This window comes from Sphingomonas sp. Leaf32 (assembly GCF_001421765.1).
In the GTDB taxonomy this organism is placed as follows: Bacteria; Pseudomonadota; Alphaproteobacteria; order Sphingomonadales; family Sphingomonadaceae; genus Sphingomonas.
The window spans coordinates 609,459-631,669 of sequence record NZ_LMLA01000001.1; the positions used below are offsets into that span (position 1 = coordinate 609,459).

General features: G+C 67.5%; 18 protein-coding genes and 1 tRNA gene. 17 read left to right on the plus strand and 2 right to left on the minus strand.

Annotated elements, in window-relative coordinates; all coding sequences use genetic code 11:
- Window positions 1-41: 41 nt before the first annotated feature.
- The 12 genes from ASE83_RS02920 (at window position 42) to ASE83_RS02975 (ending at window position 15,548) form a co-directional block, all read left to right on the plus strand.
- Window positions 42-1,115, plus strand: a complete 1,074-nt coding sequence (locus tag ASE83_RS02920) for an ABC transporter substrate-binding protein (RefSeq protein WP_055783793.1) — start codon at window positions 42-44, stop codon at window positions 1,113-1,115.
- Window positions 1,112-2,602 carry an OprO/OprP family phosphate-selective porin gene (locus tag ASE83_RS02925; protein WP_235512946.1) on the plus strand — a complete coding sequence of 497 codons (1,491 nt, stop codon included), beginning with the start codon at window positions 1,112-1,114 and terminating at the stop codon, window positions 2,600-2,602. Before ASE83_RS02920 ends, ASE83_RS02925 begins: the two co-directional genes overlap by 4 nt.
- A gap of 26 nt (window positions 2,603-2,628) precedes the next feature.
- Complete coding sequence (locus tag ASE83_RS02930) at window positions 2,629-3,930, plus strand: CitMHS family transporter (protein ID WP_055783794.1); 1,302 nt, start codon at window positions 2,629-2,631, stop codon at window positions 3,928-3,930.
- Between the two features lie 4 nt (window positions 3,931-3,934).
- Complete coding sequence (locus ASE83_RS02935) at window positions 3,935-4,582, plus strand: YjbE family putative metal transport protein (protein WP_055783795.1); 648 nt, start codon at window positions 3,935-3,937, stop codon at window positions 4,580-4,582.
- A 30-nt stretch (window positions 4,583-4,612) separates the two neighbouring features.
- Window positions 4,613-5,275 carry an alpha/beta fold hydrolase gene (locus tag ASE83_RS02940; protein WP_082443038.1) on the plus strand — a complete coding sequence of 221 codons (663 nt, stop codon included), beginning with the start codon at window positions 4,613-4,615 and terminating at the stop codon, window positions 5,273-5,275.
- Window positions 5,276-5,342: 67 nt separating this feature from the next.
- Window positions 5,343-6,194 carry an archaetidylserine decarboxylase gene (gene asd, locus ASE83_RS02945; RefSeq protein WP_055783797.1) on the plus strand — a complete coding sequence of 284 codons (852 nt, stop codon included), beginning with the start codon at window positions 5,343-5,345 and terminating at the stop codon, window positions 6,192-6,194.
- 506 nt (window positions 6,195-6,700) lie between these two features.
- The gene (locus ASE83_RS02950; protein WP_055783798.1) at window positions 6,701-9,706 is read left to right on the plus strand and encodes a TonB-dependent receptor; all 3,006 of its coding nucleotides are present in this window, start codon (window positions 6,701-6,703) and stop codon (window positions 9,704-9,706) included.
- A 64-nt stretch (window positions 9,707-9,770) separates the two neighbouring features.
- Window positions 9,771-11,306 carry a tryptophan halogenase family protein gene (locus tag ASE83_RS02955; RefSeq protein WP_055783799.1) on the plus strand — a complete coding sequence of 512 codons (1,536 nt, stop codon included), beginning with the start codon at window positions 9,771-9,773 and terminating at the stop codon, window positions 11,304-11,306.
- A complete protein-coding gene (locus tag ASE83_RS02960) occupies window positions 11,299-12,006 on the plus strand; it encodes a SapC family protein (protein WP_055783800.1) in 708 nt (235 codons plus the stop codon). Before ASE83_RS02955 ends, ASE83_RS02960 begins: the two co-directional genes overlap by 8 nt.
- Window positions 11,999-13,006, plus strand: a complete 1,008-nt coding sequence (locus ASE83_RS02965) for a cupin-like domain-containing protein (protein ID WP_055783801.1) — start codon at window positions 11,999-12,001, stop codon at window positions 13,004-13,006. Before ASE83_RS02960 ends, ASE83_RS02965 begins: the two co-directional genes overlap by 8 nt.
- Window positions 13,003-14,484: a tryptophan halogenase family protein gene (locus tag ASE83_RS02970; RefSeq protein WP_055783802.1), complete on the plus strand. Its 1,482-nt coding sequence runs from the start codon at window positions 13,003-13,005 to the stop codon at window positions 14,482-14,484. Before ASE83_RS02965 ends, ASE83_RS02970 begins: the two co-directional genes overlap by 4 nt.
- Entirely contained in the window at window positions 14,484-15,548 is a 1,065-nt protein-coding gene (locus ASE83_RS02975) for a LacI family DNA-binding transcriptional regulator (RefSeq protein WP_055783803.1), read from the plus strand. Before ASE83_RS02970 ends, ASE83_RS02975 begins: the two co-directional genes overlap by 1 nt.
- 351 nt (window positions 15,549-15,899) lie before the next feature.
- Here the strand turns inward: ASE83_RS02975 and ASE83_RS02980 are convergent.
- Together ASE83_RS02980 and recJ are read right to left on the minus strand one after the other, a co-directional pair.
- Window positions 15,900-15,974, minus strand: a tRNA-Glu gene (locus ASE83_RS02980).
- A 66-nt stretch (window positions 15,975-16,040) separates the two neighbouring features.
- Window positions 16,041-17,804 (minus strand): single-stranded-DNA-specific exonuclease RecJ, encoded by a 1,764-nt coding sequence (recJ, locus tag ASE83_RS02985; RefSeq protein WP_055784422.1) that lies wholly within the window; start codon window positions 17,802-17,804, stop codon window positions 16,041-16,043.
- A gap of 88 nt (window positions 17,805-17,892) precedes the next feature.
- Between recJ and ASE83_RS02990 the strand changes: the two genes are divergently transcribed.
- The 5 genes from ASE83_RS02990 (at window position 17,893) to ASE83_RS03010 (ending at window position 21,656) form a co-directional block, all read left to right on the plus strand.
- On the plus strand, window positions 17,893-19,101 hold the full coding sequence (locus tag ASE83_RS02990; protein ID WP_055783804.1) for a trans-sulfuration enzyme family protein: 1,209 nt from the start codon (window positions 17,893-17,895) through the stop codon (window positions 19,099-19,101).
- A complete protein-coding gene (gene apaG / locus ASE83_RS02995) occupies window positions 19,098-19,496 on the plus strand; it encodes a Co2+/Mg2+ efflux protein ApaG (RefSeq protein ID WP_055783805.1) in 399 nt (132 codons plus the stop codon). The genes ASE83_RS02990 and apaG overlap by 4 nt, the downstream gene beginning before the upstream one ends.
- Complete coding sequence (locus tag ASE83_RS03000) at window positions 19,493-20,284, plus strand: LysR family transcriptional regulator (protein WP_055783806.1); 792 nt, start codon at window positions 19,493-19,495, stop codon at window positions 20,282-20,284. Before apaG ends, ASE83_RS03000 begins: the two co-directional genes overlap by 4 nt.
- Window positions 20,285-20,369: 85 nt before the next feature.
- Window positions 20,370-21,362, plus strand: a complete 993-nt coding sequence (locus tag ASE83_RS03005) for a cysteine synthase A (RefSeq protein ID WP_055783807.1) — start codon at window positions 20,370-20,372, stop codon at window positions 21,360-21,362.
- A 42-nt stretch (window positions 21,363-21,404) separates the two neighbouring features.
- On the plus strand, window positions 21,405-21,656 hold the full coding sequence (locus ASE83_RS03010) for a hypothetical protein (RefSeq protein ID WP_055783808.1): 252 nt from the start codon (window positions 21,405-21,407) through the stop codon (window positions 21,654-21,656).
- Window positions 21,657-22,211 lie beyond the last annotated feature (555 nt).

Below are 22,211 nucleotides of genomic sequence, written 5' to 3' on the forward strand. Positions count from 1 at the left end.
GAGCTTACCCGAACCCAGATGCGGGAAGCGAGAGGACCTGAATGAAAGCTCTTACGATCCTGTTGGCGCTCCTGTTCGGTTTCGCGGTGCCGGCCTTGGCGCAGCGACCGGCAAGCTATCCGCGCTCCTACGACGCGCTGGTCGATGCCGCGCGGGCGGAGCGGGGCGTGCGCGTCTATGGCAATGCCGATGCCGCGGCGATGGCACCGCTGATCGCAGTGTTCCAGCGTATCTATCCCGGCGTCACCGTCCGCTACGAAGACCTCGAGTCGCAGGACATCTATCGCCGGGTCGTGACCGAAGCGCGTGGCCGTCGGCCCGGTGCCGATCTGGTCTGGTCGTCGGGCATGGCCTTGCAGGCGAAGCTCATCAACGACGGCTATGCGCAGGCCTATCAAAGCCCCGAAAAGCCCGCGCTGCCGACCAACGCCGTGTGGAAGAACATGGGGTACGGCGTCACGGCCGAGCCGGTCGCCTTCGTCTATAACCGCCGGCTGATCCCGGGGAATCGCGTCCCGCGCACGCATGAGGCGTTCGAGGCGCTGTTGCGCGCCGGCCGGGTGCCGCTGACGGGCAAGGTCGCGACCTACGACCCGGCGCGCTCCAACGTCGGCTATCTCTATCTGACCGAGGATTACGCGATCACTCGCGACACGCGTTCGCTGGTGCAGGCGATGGCGGCGACGCGGCCCTGGCTGTCGCCGACGACCGAGCCGATGCTCGACGCGGTCGCCGACGGGCGGATCGCCATCGCCTATAATGTCGTCGGCCCCTATGCGCTGGCGGCGGCAAGGCGCGATCCCCGGATCGGCGTGGTGTTCCCGCGCGACTATACGCTGGTCGCCTCGCGCGTCGCCTTCATCGCGCGCGACGCCCGGCGCCCGGCGGCGGCCAGGCTGTTCCTCGATTTCCTGCTGTCGCGCATCGGGCAGACGCTGCTGGCGAAGCAGTGGCTGCTGCCGGTGCGTGGCGACGTGCGCGCACCGCGCCTGTCGGCCGAACAGCAGCGCCCGATCCGTGTCGGCCCCGGCCTTCTTGTCAATCTCGATTCGATCAAGCGTCGGCGGTTCCTCGCCGAATGGCGCGCGATCCTGACCCAGGGAACCAAGCCATGATGTTGTTTCGTAGCGGCTGCGCCATCGCGGCGCTGATCTGCGCCACGCCCGCGCTCGCCCAGACGCCGACCCAGGAGGAACTGGCCGCGCTGGTCAAGGCGCAGGCCGCTGAGATCGCGGCGCTTCGGACGCGGCTCGACCGGCTGGAGGGCGCACAGGCCGCCGCTGTCCAGGCAGCGCCGGTCTCCGCGACCGCACCGGTCGTCGTGGCGCAGGCATCCTCGCAGTCCCGGTCGCAGGCCGGCGGCAACGTCACCAGCCCGTTCGCGCCGCAGCTCGTGCCGCCCGGCCCGGCGGAACGCGACGTGGCACAGGCGCGGCAGGCGAATGCGGCAGGTGTCACCACCGAATGGGGCGCGGGCCTGCCGGTGTTCCATTCGGCGGATGGCATCTACACCTTCAAGCCGCGCGGTCGCATCCTGACCGATGTCAGCTCGACCTTCGGGTCGGACTATGCCGCGCGCAACATCACGACGACGGGGATGCGCGCGCTGCGCCTCGGTCTCGAAGGCGGGGTCGGCACGCATTTCTTCTACCAGTTCGAGAGCGATTTTTCGGAAAACGAGGTCGACATCGTCACCGCGTTCATCGGCTGGCGCAACCGGATCGCGCCGGGCCTCGACTACGACGTCCGCGCCGGCCACCTGTTCAACGATCGCGGGTTCGAAGGGTCGACGGGCTCGGATTCGACGCCGTTCATGGAGCGCACGGTCGTTTCGACCGCGATCATCCCGCAGCGCGGATTCTATGGCGTGGGGCTGATGCCGCGCCTGTTCTGGAAGACGGGTCACGCGTCGCTGACGGTCACCGGCGACCGGATCGACGGGAACCAGTCGGGCAACGACAGCCGCACCGTGCTGGCGCGCGCGCACTGGAACCCGATCAAGACCGGCAACAGCGTGCTGCATCTGGGCGCATGGGGGTTCGACGAGGGGCTGGCGGCCGGCGCCACGACGCTGACCCGCAACACCGTGATCGGCGGACGCTTCAACGGTGCGCTGCGCGTATCGTCCGGCGCGCTGACCGGCGGGACCGGCACCACCGGCTACGGCCTCGAACTCGGCGGCTATGTCGGCCCGGTGTGGCTGATGGGCGAGGCGGGGCAGCGTCATGCGCGCCTCGACGCCGGTCGCCCCGATTTCGTCAGCAAGGCGTGGAGCCTGTCGGGCGGGTGGTTCGTCACCGGCGACCTGCCGCCCTACAACCCGCGTCTCGGCAGCTTCGGACAGCCGCGCGTGCTGCGCCCGATCTTCGAAGGCGGCCCCGGCGCGATCGAGCTGACCGCGCGCTACGAAAATCTCGACTATTCCGATTTGCTGACCGGCGGGCAGGGCTGGGCGGCGACGATCGGCGCCAACTGGTATCTCAACAGCTTCACCCGCTTCCAGGCCAATCTGGTCCACTGGAACACCGACAATCGCGCCGGCGCCTATGTCGGCCCCGATGACGGCCAGACCGTCATGACCCGCATCGCCGTCACCTTCTGATCCCCCCTTTCGGGAGCATCACGCCCATGAATCTCGCTCTGCTCGGCTTCCTGATGGTCGCCACCTTCATGACGCTCATCATGACCAAGCGGATGACCCCGCTGGTCGCGCTGATTACCGTCCCCACCGCCTTTGCCCTGTTCGCCGGCTTCGCCAGCGGGCTGGGCGACATGATGATCGACGGGATCAAGAACCTCGCGCCGACCGGCGTGATGCTGTTGTTTGCGATCCTGTTCTTTTCGATCATGACCGATACCGGCCTGTTCGACCCGCTGGTCAACCGGCTGCTGAAGGTCGTGCATGGCGATCCGCTGCTGATCCTGATCGGTACGGTCGTGCTGTGCGCGATCGTCAGCCTCGATGGCGACGGCTCCACGACCTACATCATCACCATCGCCGCGCTGCTGCCGCTCTACAAGCGCTACGACATGAACCGGCTGTACCTGTGCTGCCTGTTGATGAGCACCAGCGGGGTCATGAACCTGACGCCCTGGGGCGGCCCGACGGCGCGTGCCGCCAGCGCGCTGAAGCTCGATCCCGCCACGCTGTTCCTGCCGCTGGTCCCCGGCATGATCGCCGGCCTCGCCTTCCTGATCGGCCTCGCCATCTGGTTCGGGCGCAAGGAACGCCGCCGCATCGGCCATGTGAAGGCCAACGGCCCGACCGCCTTTACCGGCATGGCGGTGTCGCAGTTTCCGGAGGCCCGCCGCTATCACCTGCGCTGGTTCAACGGCGCGCTGACCGTCGCGCTGATCGCCGGGCTGGTGCTGGGCATCCTGCCGCTGTCGGTGCTGATGATGCTCGCCTTCGCCATCGCGATGATCGTCAACTATCCGCAGGTCGCCGAACAGAAGGAACGCATCGCCGCGCACGCCGGCAACGTGCTGTCGGTCGTGTCGCTGATCTTCGCCGCCGGCATCTTCACTGGCATCCTGTCGGGCACCGGCATGGTGGAGGCGATGAGCAAGGAGGTCGTCGGCTTCATCCCGCCGGCCCTGGGGCCGTACATGGCGCCGATCACCGCATTGCTCAGCCTGCCGTTCACCTTCTTCATCTCCAACGACGCCTTCTATTTCGGGATGCTCCCGATTCTGGCGGAGGCCGGATCGCATTACGGGGTCGAGCCGATCGCCATCGCGCGTGCGTCGCTGATGGGGCAGCCGGTGCATCTGCTCAGCCCGCTGGTGCCCTCGACCTATCTGCTCGTCAGCCTGGCGGGCATCGACCTGGCCGATCATCAGCGGTTCACGCTGATCCCGGCGACCATCGTCTGCGCGGTGATGACTATCGTCGGCATGGTCGTGCTCGCCTTTCCGTTCGTCAGCTGAGCGCATGACCGAACTCTGGAACCAGATCGTCGCCGACTTCGCCAATATCGGTTCGCCGTCCGCGCTGGCGGCGTTCGGACAGGTGGTGTTGATCGACGTGATGCTGGCGGCCGACAACGCGATCGTCGTCGGCGCGCTGGCCGCCGGCCTGCCGGCCGACATGCGGCGCAAGGTCATCCTGATCGGCGTCGGCGCTGCGCTGCTGCTACGGGTCATTTTCGCGTTGCTGGTCACGCAGCTGTTGCAGGTGACCGGGCTGGTGTTTGCCGGCGGGTTGCTGCTGGTGTGGGTCGCGGGGAAGATGTGGCGCGAGCTGCGCGGCGGCGACGATGGCGAGGATGCGGTCGTGCAGGTCGCGCCGCGCAGCTTCGCCAGCGCGGCATGGGCGGTGGCGATTGCCGATGTCAGCATGAGCCTCGACAATGTGCTGGCCGTCGCCGGCGCGGCGCGCGATCATCCGGGCATCCTCGCCATCGGCCTGATCCTGTCGGTCGCGCTGATGGGCGTAGCGGCGAACGTGCTGGCGCGCGTGATCGAGCGGTATCGCTGGGTCGCCTATGTCGGCCTTGCCGTCATTCTCTATGTCGCGTGCCGGATGATCGTCGAAGGGCTGACCGATCCGTCGCGCGGCGTCCTGACCCTGTTCGCCTGACGCACCCATCCTTTCTTGCAGGAAGCATCCATGATCCAGCCATCGATACCGCTCGTTCTGCTTCCCGCCATGGGTTGCGACGGTCAGCTCTGGGCGCGGCAGGTCGTCGACCTTGGCGATGTCGCGCATCCCGAACTCGGCGACCTGACCGTCGACGACAGCCTGTCGGCGATGGCGGCGCGGGTCTTGGCCCATGCCCCGCCGTGCTTCGCCGTCGCCGGGGTGAGTCTCGGCGGCTATGTCGCGCTGGAGATGATCCGGCAGGCGCCCGACCGGGTGCAGCGCGTCGCGCTGTTCGGGACGCGGGCCTCCATGGAGATGCGCGCCCGGACGGTCGGCGAACAGGGGCTGCTCGCCACCGCGCCCCATGCCGACCCGATGCTGACCCCGATCATCAGCGGCCCGGTGCAGGCGATGGCCGAGCGGGTGGGGGCGGAGGTGTTCGAGCGGCAGCAGCGCGCGCTGCTGGCCCGGCCCGACCTCGACGCCGCCATCGCCGCGGTGCGGGTGCCGACGCTGGTCGCGGTCGGCGACCGCGACCGCATCTGTCGGGTGGAGGATGCTCAGGCGCTGGCCGATCGCATCCCCGGCGCACGCTTCCACGTCCTTCGCAACTGCGGCCACCTGTCGCCGATGGAGCGTTCGGGCGAGGTCACGATGCTGTTGCGCGCGTGGCTTACGGGCGGCGGGTGACGGCGAAGGATCGACGTAGCGGATAAACCCCCTACAAGGGCGTTTCCCGATCGTCGTTGAGAGCCTGATGTCCGATACCCTGAAGGTGATGCTCCAGCACGTGCTGCCCAAACAGGGGCTTACGATCCTTGCCGGCCGGATCGCCGGTGCGCGGGGCGGGGCGATGACCACGCGGCTGATCCGCTGGTTCGTCGCGAAATACGGCGTCGACATGGGCGAGGCGGCGAACCCGGACATCGCCAGCTATGCCAGCTTCAACGACTTCTTCACCCGCCCGCTGAAACCCGGCGCCCGCCCGATCGCGGCGGCAGAGTTCGTTTGCCCGGTCGATGGTGCGATCAGCCAGCTGGGGCCGATCGATGACCAGCATATGGTGCAGGCGAAGGGGCATCGCTTCACCACGACTGACCTGGTCGGCGGCGATGCCGCGCTGGCCGGGCGGTTCCGGCATGGCAGCTTCGCCAACCTGTATCTGTCGCCCAGGGACTATCACCGGCTGCACATGCCCTGCGACGGGCGGCTGGTGCGGATGATCCATGTGCCTGGCGCGCTTTTTTCGGTGAACCCGGTCACCGCGCGTGGCGTGCCGAACCTGTTCGCGCGCAACGAACGGGTGGTGTGCGTGTTCGAGTCCGCCGACCACGGCATGTTCGTGATGGTGCTGGTCGGTGCGACCATCGTCGGCAGCATCGCGACCCCGTGGCACGGGGGCGTCAATGCACGGCGCACCGGCAAGTCATCCGAATGGAGCTATGCCGACCGCGACATCACACTGGCCAAGGGCGAGGAGATGGGCCGTTTCCTGCTCGGCTCCACGGTCGTGATGCTGTTCGAGCGTGACCGGATCGCGTTCGCGGCGGACTGGGTGCCCGAGCGCACCGTGCGGCTGGGTGAGCGGATGGGCGATCATCCGGCCTGACATCGGCGATACTGTCCATCTGGATGCGGCGCCAGCGCAGGCCGAAGCCCAGGTCGGATCGACCTTCGCATTCCATTCGTCACCTCGGACTTGTTCCAGGGTCCACCGAGCCGCGATCGCGGTTGCTAGAGGCTCACGCCGCACCGATTGCCGCGCCGTGGACCCCGGAACAAGTCCAGGGTGACAGAGAGGCTGGAGGCGACGATCAGGAACGACACCGGTATTAGCCGAATGTCCATCGGCCCTATGCGGATTCTGCCGCGTACTGTCCAAGAGCGATCCCGGCCTTCGCTGGGATGACGGCTTTCGGCGTGTATCTGCGTCGGTCCCATACAGCCACGATGCACTATCCACCTGACAGCGCGGTCAACGTGGCCTTCTAGCATCACTAATCTGAGAATGTTCACATAGGCACTACGCGCGGCTTGACTCGTACCTTCCCCTGTTGAAGTGAACGTTCTCAATAAGCGCACAATAGGATGCGCATGAAAAAGGGGAGGACTGACATGCGTGGCACCGCCACTCGCACCGCTTCGCGTTGGATGATCGGGGTATCGGCCGGCGCGCTGGTTGCCGTATCGGCGCCCGCGTTTGCGCAGGACGCAATCGCGACCTCCGCTGCGTCGGACGTTCAGGAAGCGCCGGTCGCCGAAGCGGAAGGCGACGAAATCCTCGTCACCGGCATCCGCGCCAGCCTTCGCGATGCGCTGAACATCAAGCGCAACGCGCAGGGCGTGGTCGACGCGATCAGCGCCGAGGACATCGGCAAGTTCCCCGACACCAACCTCGCCGAATCGCTCCAGCGCATTACCGGCGTGTCGATCGACCGGGCGAATGGCGAAGGCTCGACCGTCACCGTGCGCGGCTTCGGTCCCGAATATAACCTCGTCGTGCTGAACGGTCGCCAGCTGCCGACCTCGACGCTGGGCGACGGTGCCAGCGCGCCGGCCTCGCGCTCGTACGACTTCGCCAATATCGCGTCCGAAGGCATTGCCGGCGTGGAGGTCTATAAGACCGGCCGCGCCGCCGTGCCGTCGGGCGGCATCGGTTCGACGATCAACATCAAGACGCCGCGCCCGCTCGACCGTCCCGGCATCCGGGGATCGGTCGCGGCCAAGGGCATGATCGACACCTCGCAGAACGGCAAGGATCAGATCACGCCGGAACTGTCGGGCGTGTTCAGCACGACCTTCGGTGGCGAGGACCAGTTCGGCTTCCTGGTGTCGGGCAGCTACCAGAAGCGCAACGCCAGCGTGAACACCGGATCGGTCGGGTTCGGCAACTCCTTTCTCGGGACCGAGAATGACTGGGGAACGCTGGGCGCCGAAGGCCCGAACGTCATCAACCGTCCGGGTCCGACCGATGTTTACGAAGTGCCGCAGAGCGCGGCGTACAACCTGACCGACATTCGCCGCGAGCGGATCAACGGGCAGGTGGTGCTGCAATATCGCCCGGTGGAATCGCTGACCGCCACGGTCGACTTCACCTATTCGCGCAACAAGGTGGAGGCACGCGACAGCAGCGTCGGCATCTGGTTCAACTTCGGCGATACCTCGACCGAATGGACCGATGGCCCCGCCGCCGGCCCGGTATTCTACACCGAGCGGTTCGGTCCGGGTAAGGACCTGTCGTACAGCGGGTCACTGACGGCCAATGTCAGCGAGAACAAGTCGCTGGGCGGCAATCTGAAGTGGCAGGCGCCGGGCGGTGTCACAGTGACGCTCGACGCGCATCATTCGACCGCGGAATCGAAACCGACCAATCGCTTCGGCTCCAGCACCTCGGTCGGTTCGGCGATCTTCGGCGTCGCGTCGCAGACGGTCGATTTCACCAAGGACCTGCCGGTCATCTCCTATGTGATGCGGCCGGGCATCGACGCGCTGAACCCGGCGCTCATCAACGCGACCGGCAATTCGTTCCGCAACGCGTATTTCCGCGACGAGATCAATCAGGTGCAGCTGAGCGGTCGCTACGACCATGACGGCGACTTCCTCGATTCGATCGATTTCGGCTTCTCCTACGTCAACAACAAGGTGCGTTCTGCCTACGGCTTCGTCCAGAACGATACCTGGGGCGGCGTGGGCACTCCGGCGGACCTGCCCGACGACCTGTTCACCCGCGTTTCGCTGCCCGACAAGTTCCGGGGCGTCGACGGGGCGAAAGACGGGATCATCCCGGCCTATTACCGGTTCGATTTCGAACGGATGGTCGGCCTGCTCGACCAGAAGTTCGGCATCTGCGGCGGCGACGGCAACTGCCTTGCCCCGTTCGAGGCCGATCGCCGCATCACCGAAAAGACGATCTCGCCCTTCATCCAGGTCAACAACACGTTCGACCTGCTGGGCCGTCGTTCGCACCTGATCGCGGGCGTGCGCTATGACCAGACGACGATCAGTTCCGCCTCGCTCACGCCCATCCCGGTCGGCACGGCATGGGTCGCGCAGGGCGAGTTCAACATCGTCTATTCGGCGCAGAGCGATTTCCTGACCAACAAGGGCAGCTACGACAACTGGTTGCCGGCGGTCGATTTCGACATCGAGGTGCTGGACAATGTCAAGCTGCGCGGATCGTACAGCCACACCATCACCCGCGCCGACTATAACAGCCTGCAGGGCGGCCTGACGCTCAACCGCCAGTTCGGCATCGCCGGCGGCGGCGGATTGCAGGGCAATCCGAACCTGATCCCGTTCCTGTCGAAGAATATCGATGTGTCGGCGGAATGGTATTACGCCCCGACCAGCTATGTGTCGGCCGGTTATTTCCGCAAGAAGGTGAGCAACTTCATCAATTCGCAGGAGGTGCAGCGTTCGGCGTTCGACCTGCGCGATCCCGCCGATGGTCCCCGTTTCCGCGCGGCACAGGCGGCGCTGGGCGGCACCACCGATACGGGCCGCATCCGCGACTATATCCTGCGCAACTTCACGCAGGGCGTGGAGGTCGCGCGCAATGCAGCGGGGGCGCCGATCCTCGACGTCAACGGCTATTATACCGGCCGGATCCTTGGCCTGCCGGAAGATGGCCTGGTCGACTTCCGCGTTGGCACGCCGTTCAATTCGGACCAGACCGCAACGCTCGACGGGTTCGAATTCGCGATCCAGCACAGCTTCTGGGACACCGGCTTCGGCACGATCCTGAACTATACGATCGTGCGGGGCGACGCGAAATTCAACAACGCGCTCGACCCCAATGTCGGCCAGTTCGCGCTGGCCGGGTTGAGCGACAGCGCCAACGCGGTGCTGTTCTACGACAAGGCCGGGTTGCAGGGGCGTGTCGCGTATAACTGGCGCGACAAATTCTACGCCGGGGGCAACCCGAACCCGACCTATGTCGAAGCCTATGGCCAGATCGATGCCAGCGTCAGCTACCAGTTCCGCAAGGGGCTGACGCTGTTCGCCGAAGCGATCAACCTGACCGGCGAAGGGCGTCGCGGGCACCGCCGCAACGAAAACTTCGTGACGTTCGCGCAGCCGGGCTTCGCGCGCTATACCGGCGGCGTGCGCTTCAGCTTCTGATCGCACGAAGCGTCACCGGGCGGCCGCGTGCCGCCCGGTGACCGAATGACGGGACCAGTATCGCGTGACGCAGCGGGTGAGACGGATCGTGGTCGTCGGCGGGGGCACCGCCGGATGGCTGGCGGCGTGCCGCATCGCGGCGGCGGCCGACCCGAACGCGGACACGCCGCTGTCGGTCACGCTGGTCGAATCCCCGGACGTCGCGACGATCGGCGTGGGCGAGGGGACATGGCCGACGATGCGCGGCACGCTGGCGCGGATCGGCATCGACGAGGCGACCTTCCTGCGCGCGGCAGACGCGTCGTTCAAACAGGGATCGCGCTTCGACGGATGGCGCAGCGGTGCGCCCGACGACCGCTACTATCACCCCTTCACCGCGCCCGCCGACCTGCCCGCCGCCGATCTTGTCCGTGCGTGGCAGGACGGGCGCTTTGCCGAGCAGGTCTGCGCCCAGCCGGCCGTTTGCGCCGAGGACCTTGCCCCCCGGCAACCGGCGATGCCGCCCTATGCCGGGGCGCTCAACTATGGCTATCACCTCGACGCGGGGAAGTTCGCCGCGCTGCTGCGAGCCACCGCCTGCAACCGGCTGGGCGTTACCCATGTCCGCGACCATGTGACGGCGGTCGAGGCGGCGGAGAATGGCGACATCGCCGCCGTCGTCACGCGACAGGCGGGGCGGATCGCGGGTGACCTGTTCCTCGACTGCACCGGCCATGCCGCGCTGCTGATCGGCGGCCATTACGGCGTCGAGACGATCGACCGCACGCCCATCCTGTTCAACGACCGCGCGCTGGCGGTGCAGGTGCCGGTCGCGTCCGACAGCCCGATCGCATCGCAGACCAATGCGACGGCCCATGACGCCGGCTGGATCTGGGACATCGGCCTGCCGAGCAGGCGGGGCATCGGCTGCGTTTATGCGTCCGATTTCCTGAGCGACGATGCGGCGGCGGCGGCCCTGCGCGATTATCTGTCGCGCACCGCACCGGGTGTCGATCCCGACAGCCTCTCGTTCCGGCAGCTCCGCTTCCGCTCGGCCCATCGCGAGCGGTTCTGGCAGGGGAATTGCGTCGCCATCGGCCTGTCTGCCGGCTTTCTCGAACCGCTCGAAGCCTCCGCCATCGTGTTGATCGAACTGTCGATCGATGCGCTGCTGGACGGGTTCCCGGCGGAGCGCGGGGCGATGCCTCTGCTCGCCCGAAGGTTCAACGCGCTGTTCCGCTATCGCTGGGATCGGATCGTCGATTTCCTTAAAGTTCATTATGTCCTGAGCGAGCGTGACACGCCCTATTGGCGTGCGCACCGCGATCCGGGGAGCTGGACCGGATCGCTGCACGACCAGCTGGAACTGTGGCGGACACAGCCGCCGTCGCCCGCCGACTTCGCGCAGGCGAACGAGATTTTCCCGGCGGCCAGCCACCAATATGTGCTGTACGGCATGGGGATGACCCCGCCGCCGCCCGGCCCCCTGCGTGCCGATCCCGGTGCCGCCGCCGCCTTGCATCAGGTGCGGCAACGCGCCCGCACGCTGGGCGCCAGCCTGCCGACCAACCGCGCGTATCTTCGCGCGCTCGCTCCTCCTGCCGGAATTGCCCATGTCTGACCATCAACTGCTGAACGCCGCCGCGCATCGCGACCTGCGCATCCGGCGCGAACGCGGCGTCGAGCTGGGCGACGGGGTGATGACCGCGCTGGTCGTGCCGGACGAATTTCGTCGGGTGCAGGCGAGCTATCCCATCCTGTTCCGCCAGAACCGCGAGCGTGACGCCTTCGTGCCGCTCGCGCTGTTCGGGTTCGACGCGGGCGAGAACCTGTTCCTGACCGATGGTCGCTGGGATGCGCCCTATCTGCCGCTGTCGATCGACATCCAGCCGTTCCTGATCGGCGGCGCGCACGATGGCGATGCGACGCCCAGGGCGGTCATCGACCTTGCCAGTCCGCGCATCGCGACGGACGACGGCGTGCGCATCTTCGATCGGGAAGGGCGGCCTTCGCCCTATCTGGACATCATCCTCGAACGGCTCGGCGCGCTCGACAGGGGCTATCGCGGATCGGCGGCGTTCATGGAGGCGCTCGACCGCTATGGCCTGCTCGAACCCTTCACGCTGGAGGTGACGCTGGACGACGGGTCGACCAACCGGCTGGTCGGATTCCACTGCATCGCCGAGGAGCGGGTGGCCGAGCTGGACGCCGCGACGCTCGGGCGGCTCAACGCCGACGGGCATCTGCTGCCGATCTACATGGCGATCGCCTCGCTCGCCAATCTGCCGGCACTGATCGCGCGCAAGAACCGGCATGGGTGACCTGCCGCGCATCGCCGAGGTGGAGGCGCCCGACGCGGCCACGCTCGACCGTCTGTTGCGGGAGGCGACCGCGCCGTTCGTGGTGCGCGGGCTGGTCGCCGACTGGCCTTTGGTCCGGGCGGCGCGGCAGTCGTCGCAGGCGGCGCGCGATTATCTGGTCGCCCATCATCGCGATATTCCGTTCACGGTATCGGTCGGGCGTCCCGGCGGCGACGATCGGCTGTTCTACGACGACGCGATGGCGATGAACTTCGCGACGGTACGCGCGAAACTGCCCGAGATCCTCGCGCAGATCGCGCGCGTGGAGGACGCCGCCGATGCCCGGCCGATCTATCTGGCATCGATCGACCTGCGCGGCTTTTTCGACGGGCTGGAGGAGGCGAACCGCGTCGATCTGGGGACACGCGATCCGCTGGCCAGTATCTGGATCGGGACGCGCACCCGGATCGCCGCGCATAACGACGTGCCCGACAACCTGGCGTGCGTGGCGGCGGGGCGGCGGCGGTTCACGCTGTTCCCGCCCGACCAGTTCGCCAACCTCCATCTGGGACCGCTCGACAACACGCCGGCCGGGCGGGCGGTGTCGATGGTCGATTTCAGCGCGCCCGACCGCGACCGGCATCCACGCTTCGCCGAGGCGCTGGCCCATGCGCAGGTGGCGGAACTGGACCCCGGCGATGCGATCCACATTCCGGCGCTGTGGTGGCATCATGTCGAGGGGCTGGCCCCGTTCAACATCCTCGTGAATTACTGGTGGCGCGACAGTCCGCGCTGGTTCGGTCAGCCGCAGGACGCGCTGCACCATGCGATCCTCGCCCTGCGCGACCTGCCCGACGATCAGAAGGCGCATTGGCGCGCGGTGTTCGACCATTATGTCTTTGCGAACGACGACGCGGTGACCGCGCATATCCCGGCGGGCGGGCGCGGCGTGCTCGATCCGCTGACCGCCGAGAGCGCCGGGCGGTTGCGCAACTTCCTGCTGCGGCAACTGGCGAAATGAGCGTCACCCGCGTCGTGATCGCCGGCGGCGGCACCGCCGGATGGATGGCCGCCGCCGCCATCGCCCGCACCATGGGCCGCATGGTCGAGGTGACGTTGGTCGAATCCGAAGCGATCGGCACGGTCGGCGTCGGGGAATCGACCATCCCGCCGCTCGTCACCTACAATCGGCTGCTCGGCATCAACGAGGCCGAGTTCATGGCCGCGACCGCCGCGACCTTCAAGCTCGGCATCCTGTTCGACGGCTGGCGGACCGCCGACAGCCGCTATTTCCACTCGTTCGGCACCACCGGGCGCGATCATTGGGCGGCGGGGTTCCAGCATTACTGGCTGAACGGACGCACGCGCGGGCACGACCAGCCCTATGACGACTATTGCACCGAACTGGTCGCGGCATTGCAGGGCAGGTTCGCGCATCTACCGGGCGATGCGACCAACTATGCCTATCAACTCGATTCCGGCCGCTATGCGCAGTTCCTGCGCACCATGGCGGAGCGCGACGGCACGCGGCGGATCGAGGGGCGTATCGCCCGCGTCGAACTGGACGGCGAGACCGGCGACATCGCCGCGCTACTGCTCGACGGCGACCGGCGGGTGGAGGGCGATCTGTTCCTCGACTGCACCGGCTTTCGCGCGCTCCTGATCGAAGGGGCGCTCCATGCCGGCTATGACGACTGGACCCATTGGCTGCCGTGCGACGCGGCGATCGCGGTGCAGACCGAAAGCGTCGGGCCGCCGCTCCCCTATACCCGCGCGATGGCGCACGACGCCGGGTGGCAGTGGCGCATCCCGCTGCAACACCGGGTCGGCAACGGCATCGTCTATTGCAGCCGCTATCTGGAGCGTGACGCCGCGCTCGACCGGTTGCTCGGCAATGTCGAGGGGGCGATTCGGACCGAACCCAATTTCCTGCGTTTCACCACCGGCGCCCGGAGGCGGCAATGGCATCGCAACTGCGTCGCCATCGGCCTGTCGGGCGGGTTCATGGAGCCGCTGGAATCGACCAGCATCCACCTGATCCAGCGGGCGGTGCTGCGACTGCTCCGGCTGTTCCCGCAAGGGGGCGTCCGGCCCGCCGACATCGCCGAGTTCAACGACCAGCAATTGCAGGACATGGAGCAGATCCGCGACTTCCTGATCCTCCACTATAAGGTCACCGACCGCCGCGATTCGCCGTTCTGGTGGCAATGCGCCGCGATGGACGTCCCTGTGTCGCTGCAACAGAAAATCGACTTGTTCCGCCAGAGCGGACGGGTATTCCGCCGCAACGAGGAATTGTTCGGCGAGAACAGCTGGGTGCAGGTGATGATGGGGCAGGGGATCGTACCGGACGGGCATCATCCGATCGCCGACAAGCTGGGCGACGGCGAACTCGACCGTCTGTTGTCGATGATCCGGCGGCAGGTCGCCGATACCGTCGCGACGATGCCACCGCACGGCGACTATGTCGCGCGCTACTGCCCGGCGGACCGCCCCTGATGCCGCGTCGGCGTCAGGCGGTGACGATCAAGCATGTCGCGGCGGATGCCGGCGTATCGTTGCAGACGGTCAGCCGGGTCATCAACAACGAACCCAATGTCCGCCCGGAAATGGCGGAGCGGGTGCGCGGATCGATCAGTCGGCTGGGCTATGTCCCGCTGATCGCGGCACAGCGTATGGGCGGGTCGAAATCGCGGCTGATCCTGTCGATCAACGACCGCGACCGCACGATTTCGGGCTGGCAGAACCGCGAAGGCACCGACTGGGTCGACCAGATGCTGCTGGGGGGGATGCTGACGTGCAGCCGCCATGGCTATCGCCTCATCCTAGAACTGGTCGACACGCACAGCGACCATATCGAGCGCGAGCTGCTGGGCGCGATCGGGGCGCTGCGACCCGACGGCGTGATCCTGACGCCGCCGCATTCGCAGGACCCGGTGATCCTCGACCTGCTCGAACGGCAAGGCATCAGCATCGCGCGGATCGGGTCGCGGACGCCGGGGCCGGGCTTCTCGCTCGTCATGGGCGACGAAGGTGCCGCACGCAGGGCGACCGAGCATCTGATCGAACTGGGGCATCGCCGGATCGGTTTCATCGCGGGGGCGAGCGACTATGAACTCAGCGCGTGGCGGGTGACCGGCTGGCGTGCAGCGATGGCGCAGGCCGGGCTGGCGGCCGATCTGCTGGTGCCGGGCAGTTTCGACTATGCCTCGGGTTGGGACGCGGCGGGCGAGCTGCTGGCGGCCGGCGATCCGCCGACCGCGATCATCGCCAGCAGCGACCAGATGGCGATCGCCACGCTCGACCGCGCACGTGAACGGGGATTGGCGGTGCCCGACGACCTGTCGATCATCAGCTTCGACGACACCCCGATCGTCCGCTTCGCGACGCCGCCCCTGACGGCGATCACGCAACCGATCGCGGCGGTGGCTGCGCTGGCGGTCGAACGGATCATCGCCGAACAGGCGCAGGGCGACCTGCCGCACGACCCGGTGTCGGTCGATGCGGAACTGACGGTGCGAGCATCCACCGCACCGCCGCCGCCGGAGCGGGGCAGGGGCTGAGGCCGGTCTGGGATCGGGCTTGTACGGATCGCAAGGGCAACGCTCGCCCTGTCGCTGGAGGCGTCTGGGCCTGATCCCGCGTACGACATGGCGCCAGAGCTTATCGAACTGCCGGGGAGCGTCGCTCCGGCGAAGGCTGGAACCGGAAGCGGTTTCTGCGGCGCGCCAACACGGAGGAAACTCCGGCCTGCGCTGGGATGCGTTCTGCTATCGCTCTCGGCATAGCGAACAGGTGCGAAACACCAAAGGCGGAACTGGAACTGACCGGCAAGCGACATCACGCGGACGATCAGGTGACCCGAGATTTCCAACGATTTCGCTGATCGCCAACTCTCGCTGCCTAGCAAGAAATGGTGACCCCTACGGGAATCGAACCCGTGTTTCAGCCGTGAAAGGGCCGCGTCCTAACCGCTAGACGAAGGGGCCGTGAAGGCGTGGACGGGCTGTTAGAAGAGGGTCGGCGATCGGTCAACAGCAATTTGCAGTTTTTCGTCAATCGGCCCACGCCATGTCGTCGATGTGCAGTTCGGCGGCGGGGCGGCTGCCCCAGTCGTCGAGCTTTGCGCGGCCGGCCAGCCACAGCTTGCGGTGCGGCGGCGCGCCGAGCAGCGCCATGCCGAGATCGGTTTCCGCCTGGCGGAACGCCACGCCCTTGAACCGGCGGCCATCGTCACCGGTCAGGATCGCGCGGACATGGCCGTTGCCGACGATATCGGCCTTGACGATCCGCACCGGCCCCGCCGCCACGCGCGGGGCGGGCCAGCCCATGCCGTACGGCCCGCCGGCCTCCAGCGCCTCGATCAGCAGCGGGCTGACCCCGCCGGGGGCGAGGACCGCATCGACCAGCAGCGCGCGATCCTCCCGCGCGCGTTCGACCGGTTCGGCCATGCGCGTGTGCAGGAAGTCGGCCAGCGCAGGAATCGAATCCTCGGCCACGGTGACGCCCGCCGCCGCGGCATGGCCGCCGCCGGCGCTGACCAGCCCCAGTTCCCTGGCGGCGAGGATCGTCGCGCCCATGTCGACGCCGGGGATCGACCGGCCCGATCCCTTGCCCACGCCATGATCGTCAACGGCGATCACCAGCACCGGGCGGCCCAGTTTTTCCTTCAGTCGTCCGGCGACGATGCCGATGACGCCGGGGTGCCAGCCCCGTCCCGATACCACGACGCAGCCGCGCGATTCCTGCGCGCGCGCCGACAGGTCGGCCGATACCTGTACATCGCCCTCGATCGCGCGACGTTCCTCGTTCAGCCGGTCGAGTTCCATCGCCAGCGCACGCGCCTCTTCCGGGTCCTGCGTGGTCAGCAGGCGGACGCCGAGGTCCGATTTGCCGACCCGGCCCCCGGCATTGATCCGCGGCCCCAGCGCAAAGCCCAGATCGGTGGCGGTCGGCGCGCGGGTCAGGCGCGATGCCTCGACCAGCGCGGCGATGCCGATGTTCCGGCGCCCGGCCATGACCTTCAGCCCCTGCGCCACGAACGCCCGGTTCAGCCCGCGCAACTGCGCCACATCGGCCACGGTGCCGAGTGCCACGAGGTCGAGCAGGTCGAGCAGCTTCGGTTCCGCCCGGCCCGCGAAGAAACCGCGCGCGCGCAGCGTCCGCACCAGCGCCGCCGCCAGCAGGAACGCGACCCCGACCGCCGCCAGATGCCCGTGTGCCGCGCCTTCGCCTTCATCGAGCCGGTTGGGGTTCACGACCGCGAGCGCAGGGGGAAGCTGCGTCGTACATTGGTGATGGTCGACCACCAGCACATCGACCCCGGCATCGCGCGTCGCGGCCAGCGCCTCGAACGCCTGCGCCCCGCAATCGACCGTGACGATCAGCGTCGCGCCTTCGCCCGCCAGCCGCAACATTGCAGGGGCATTGGGGCCATAGCCCTCGCGCTGGCGATCGGGGATATAGGGGCGGGCGGCCAGGCCGAGGTCGCGCAGCAACCGGACGAGCAGCGCTGCCGACGTCGCGCCATCGACATCGTAATCGCCGAAGATCGCCACCGATTCTCCCGCCATGACAGCATCGGCCAGCCGGTCTGCGGCGCGGTCCATGTCGCGGAAGATCGACGGATCGGGCATGAATTCGCGGATGCTGGGCGCCTTGTGCGCGGCCAGCCCTTCGCGCGGGCAACCACGGGCCAGCAGGATACGGGTGACGAGGTCGTCGGCGACGAACCCGTCGTCGCACACATCGCCCTCCAGCCCGCGCCAGCGCCAGGGCTGGCCAAGGATCGAGCGATGCACATTGAGTACGGAACGCATCGCCGCGCTGTACCCCTTGGGGCCGGGCCGGTCCAGCGGGCGCATCTGCACTGGAAATTTGAGGGCCAAGCGCGCAAAGACCGTGCCCATGAAGCGCAAGACCGGACAAGACCGCACGATCACCGCCACCTGGCGTCCCGCAACGCAGGCCGTGCGCGGGGGCACCGCCCGCAGCGAATATGGCGAGACGTCGGAGGCGTTGTTCCTCACCTCGGGCTATGCCTATGACTGCGCGGGCGACGCCGCCGCGCGGTTCGCGGGCGAACAGGCCGGCATGACCTATTCGCGGCTCCAGAACCCGACCGTGGAAATGCTGGAGGAACGCATCGCCCTGCTCGAAGGTGCGGAGGGCTGTCGCACCATGGCCAGCGGCATGGCGGCGATGACCGCCTCGCTGCTATGCCAGTTGTCGGCGGGCGATCATCTGGTCGGCGGGCGCGCGGCGTTCGGATCGTGCCGCTGGCTCACCGATACGCTGCTGCCGAAATTCGGGATCGAGACGACGGTCGTCGATGCCCGCGATACGCAGGCGTTCATCGATGCCAGCCGTCCGAACACGAAGGTCTGGTTCTTCGAAACCCCGGCCAACCCGACGATGGACGTCGCCGACCTGACCGCGATCTGCGCGGCGGCGCGCGAGCGCGGCATCGTCACCGTGGTCGACAATGCCTTTGCCAGCCCGGCGCTGCAACGCCCGATGGAGTTCGGCGCGGACGTGGTGGCGTATAGCGCGACGAAGCTGATGGAGGGGCAGGGGCGCGTGCTGGCCGGGGCGGTGTGCGGGACGAAGGCGTTCATCGACGACGTGCTGCTGCCCTTCACCCGCAATACCGGACCGACGCTCAGCGCGTTCAACGCCTGGGTCGTGCTGAAGGGGCTGGAGACGCTCGACCTGCGCGTGATGCGCCAGTCGGAAAATGCGCTGAAGGTCGCGAGCTTCCTCGAAGGTCGCGTGCCGAAGATCAACGCGCCGGGCCTGCCCAGCCATCCGCAGCACGAATTGTGTATGCGCCAGATGAAGATGGCCGGGCCGATCTTCTCGTTCGAGCTGGACGGTGGCCGTGCCCAGGCGCACGGGCTGCTCGATGCGCTGCAACTGATCGACATCTCGAACAATATCGGTGATTCGCGCTCGCTGATGACGCATCCCGCCTCCACCACCCATTCGGGCGTGGCCGAGGACAAGCGCATCGAGATGGGCATTTCCGAAGGCATGATCCGCATCAATGTGGGGCTGGAAGATCCGGAAGACCTGATCGCCGATCTGGATCAGGCGTTGCGGGCGGTCGCCCTATGAAGGCGCTGTTCCCGCACGAGGCGACGACCGGCGGTATCGTGGTGCGGGTGTCGGCGACCTATTTGCCCGAACAGTCGCAACCGCAGCAGGGGCGCTGGTTCTGGGCCTATCACATCCGGATCGAGAATGATTCGGACCGGACGGTGCAGCTGCTCACCCGCCATTGGATCATCACTGACGGGCGCGGTGAACGGCATAGCGTGGAAGGCGAAGGCGTGATCGGCGAACTGCCCGTGATCGAACCAGGCGGCAGCTTCGACTATGTGTCCGGCTGTCCGCTGTCGACGTCCAGCGGGGCGATGCAGGGCAGCTATCACATGCTGGCCGACGATGGGGAGACGTTCGACGTCGCCATCCCGCGCTTTTCGCTGCTAGCACCGGCGGTTGGCGCATGAAGCGGACGCATCTCCCCCTGAACGGCCTGCGCGTGCTGGACGCCGCCGCGCGGCATTTGTCGTTCACCCGCGCCGCCGACGAACTGGCGGTAACGCCCGCCGCCGTGGGCCAGCAGGTCCGCGCGCTGGAGGATACGCTGGGCGTCGTGCTGTTCCGCCGCACGACCCGCGGGCTTGAACTGACGCCCGAGGGCGAGGCCGGGTTGGCGGCGTTGCGCGGCGGCTTCCTCCAGTTCGAGGAAGCGGTCCGCGCGATGCAGGCCGGGCAGTCGTCCAAGTCGCTCACCATCGCCGCACCGCGCGACGTCACGCAGAAATGGTTGCTGCCAAGGCTGTCGCGCATCGCCGCGTCCGATCCGGAACTCCGCTTCGTGCTGGTCGCGACGGACGACGCGCTCGACTTCACCGAGGCCAATCTCGACCTCGCGATCCGCTGGGGCGAGGGACCGGGCGCGCATGAGGGCGAGGCGCTCGAATCGGACGGCATGGTCACCGTCGAGCGTGCCGGCGGTGGCGCCGAAACGCGGATCGGCTGGCCCGGCTGCAACCCCGAGGATGCGAGCGCGCTGGTCCGCGTCGCCGATGCCGGTCTGGCGATCGATGCGGCGGCGGCGGGGCTGGGGCGGGCGACCGTGCCCGAACTGCTCGCCCGCGACGACCTTGCCGCCGGGCGGGTCGTCGTGGTCGGCGAACCGTCGTCGGGGCGGCTCGGCTACTGGCTGGTCGCGCCGTTGCCGCAGTGGCGGCAGGCGAAGGTGAAGGCGCTGGTCGACTCGCTGGCGGGGTAGGGGCATAGCCACCATTGCGCGGTCGCAACCCATTCTACCGCGCCCCCGTCTTGCCCCGCTGCGTCGTCCGCGCCATCTGGAGAACATGCACACTGCCCTCGATACCCTCGCCCTGATCGGTAACACCCCGCTCGTCCGGCTGAAGGGGCCGAGTGCGGCGGCCGGCGCGGAGATCTTCGCCAAGTGCGAATTCGCCAATCCCGGCGCCAGCGTGAAGGATCGCGCCGCGCTGTCGATCGTCGAGGATGCGGAGGCGCGGGGCCTGATCCAGCCCGGCGGCACCATCGTCGAGGGGACGGCGGGCAATACCGGCATCGGCCTGGCGCTGGTCGCCAATGCCAAGGGTTACAAGACGATCATCGTCATGCCCGAGACGCAGAGCCGCGAGAAGATGGACACGCTGCGCGCGCTGGGGGCCGAACTGGTGCTGGTGCCGGCCGCGCCCTATTCGAACCCCGGCCATTTCGTGCACACCAGCAGGCGCATCGCCGAGGAAACGCCGAACGCGATCTGGGCCAACCAGTTCGACAATATCGCCAACCGTCGCGCGCACATCACCGGCACGGCCGCCGAAATCTGGGAGCAGATGGACGGGCGCATCGACGGCTTCACCTGTGCGGCGGGCACCGGGGGCACGCTGGCCGGCGTCGGTCTGGGCCTGAAGGAAAAGGACGAATCGGTCGTCATCGCGCTGACCGACCCGCATGGCGCGGCGCTCTACGACTATTATGCCCATGGTGAGCTGCGGTCGGAAGGATCGTCGGTTGCCGAGGGGATCGGGCAGGGGCGGATCACCGCCAATCTCGACGGTGCGCCGATCGACACCCAGTTCCGCGTGTCGGACGAAGAGGGCATGGTCTGGGTCCGCCGGTTGCTGGCGGAAGAGGGACTGTGCCTCGGCCTGTCGTCGGGCATCAACGTGGCCGGCGCGGTGCTGCTGGCGCGGCAATTGGGGCCGGGCAGCCGGGTCGCGACGATCCTGTGCGACACCGGCTTTCGCTACCTGTCCACGCTGTACGATCCCGAATGGCTGGCGGCGAAGGGGTTGGCGGTCGACAGCGGGACGACTTCGGCGTAACACCGCGCCCAGATGACGCCGCGATCGGATCAATCCCAACTATTGCAACGCCTGCGCGTCGGCGCGACCGGACTGGTTCTGGTCGTGCTGCTGATCGTGCTCGCCAGTGCCCTGTTCCGCTCGGCTATCGACGAAGCCCCGATCGGGGAGGATACCGCGACGGTCGAGGAGCAGGCCAATATCGCGATGGCGAATCTGGTGACGCCGGGCAATCCCGACGAGCCGCTGGCCGAACTGGGCATCTCCCCCGGCGCCGCGCCCGGCGCGAATGCGGTAGTGCCCGAAGCGCGCTAAGCGGGCCTTCGTCGGGGGTCATTGTCGCCTGACTAGGTAGAATCGACATTCACCGGTCTATCGTCACCCCGGACATGTTCCGGGGTCCAATTCGCTGTCAATACTGTCCTCGGAAGCGCTGGCTGCACCGATCGCCGCGCGGTGGACCCCGGAACAAGTCCGGGGTGACGAAATAGAATGTGAATGTAGATCGGCCCTGGTTTCGTCACCCCAGACTGCGCTGGAGTGACGTTCCCGGTGCGCGGTTCGGCATACCCTCTGTCCGACGGGTGGCGCAGCGAGATTCGCGCGTTCCGCGCCTAAAACCTGCTCGTCATCGCACCCACCCACCGCCGGAGGCGGGCACTCCCAAACCCATACCAAAAATCCGATGCAAAGCGGTGAGAACAAACAACGTACATCCCAAAATCCGCCGATCTAGTGGTGCTTTTTCCCACTCTCACCCAACTTCTCCCATTGTGACCCATGATAGCATTTGGTACGTCTCGAAACGTCACAGGGGGCAGGTCCTGGGATCGTCGCTACACACCGCCCGGCGCGTATTTGCCGGCGGGC

Bases quoted from the DNA above. Each gene is read 5' to 3' on its own strand.
- ASE83_RS02970 (WP_055783802.1), top strand. From the start codon at position 13,003: ATGAGCGTCACCCGCGTCGTGATCGCCGGCGGCGGCACCGCCGGATGG.
- recJ (WP_055784422.1), bottom strand. From the start codon at position 17,804: ATGCGTTCCGTACTCAATGTGCATCGCTCGATCCTTGGCCAGCCCTGG.
- asd (WP_055783797.1), top strand. From the start codon at position 5,343: ATGTCCGATACCCTGAAGGTGATGCTCCAGCACGTGCTGCCCAAACAG.
- ASE83_RS02960 (WP_055783800.1), top strand. From the start codon at position 11,299: ATGTCTGACCATCAACTGCTGAACGCCGCCGCGCATCGCGACCTGCGC.
- ASE83_RS03000 (WP_055783806.1), top strand. From the start codon at position 19,493: ATGAAGCGGACGCATCTCCCCCTGAACGGCCTGCGCGTGCTGGACGCC.
- ASE83_RS02930 (WP_055783794.1), top strand. From the start codon at position 2,629: ATGAATCTCGCTCTGCTCGGCTTCCTGATGGTCGCCACCTTCATGACG.
- apaG (WP_055783805.1), top strand. From the start codon at position 19,098: ATGAAGGCGCTGTTCCCGCACGAGGCGACGACCGGCGGTATCGTGGTG.
- ASE83_RS02965 (WP_055783801.1), top strand. From the start codon at position 11,999: ATGGGTGACCTGCCGCGCATCGCCGAGGTGGAGGCGCCCGACGCGGCC.
- ASE83_RS02940 (WP_082443038.1), top strand. From the start codon at position 4,613: ATGATCCAGCCATCGATACCGCTCGTTCTGCTTCCCGCCATGGGTTGC.
- ASE83_RS02975 (WP_055783803.1), top strand. From the start codon at position 14,484: ATGCCGCGTCGGCGTCAGGCGGTGACGATCAAGCATGTCGCGGCGGAT.
- ASE83_RS02990 (WP_055783804.1), top strand. From the start codon at position 17,893: ATGAAGCGCAAGACCGGACAAGACCGCACGATCACCGCCACCTGGCGT.
- ASE83_RS03005 (WP_055783807.1), top strand. From the start codon at position 20,370: ATGCACACTGCCCTCGATACCCTCGCCCTGATCGGTAACACCCCGCTC.
- ASE83_RS02920 (WP_055783793.1), top strand. From the start codon at position 42: ATGAAAGCTCTTACGATCCTGTTGGCGCTCCTGTTCGGTTTCGCGGTG.
- ASE83_RS02935 (WP_055783795.1), top strand. From the start codon at position 3,935: ATGACCGAACTCTGGAACCAGATCGTCGCCGACTTCGCCAATATCGGT.
- ASE83_RS02925 (WP_235512946.1), top strand. From the start codon at position 1,112: ATGATGTTGTTTCGTAGCGGCTGCGCCATCGCGGCGCTGATCTGCGCC.
- ASE83_RS02950 (WP_055783798.1), top strand. From the start codon at position 6,701: ATGCGTGGCACCGCCACTCGCACCGCTTCGCGTTGGATGATCGGGGTA.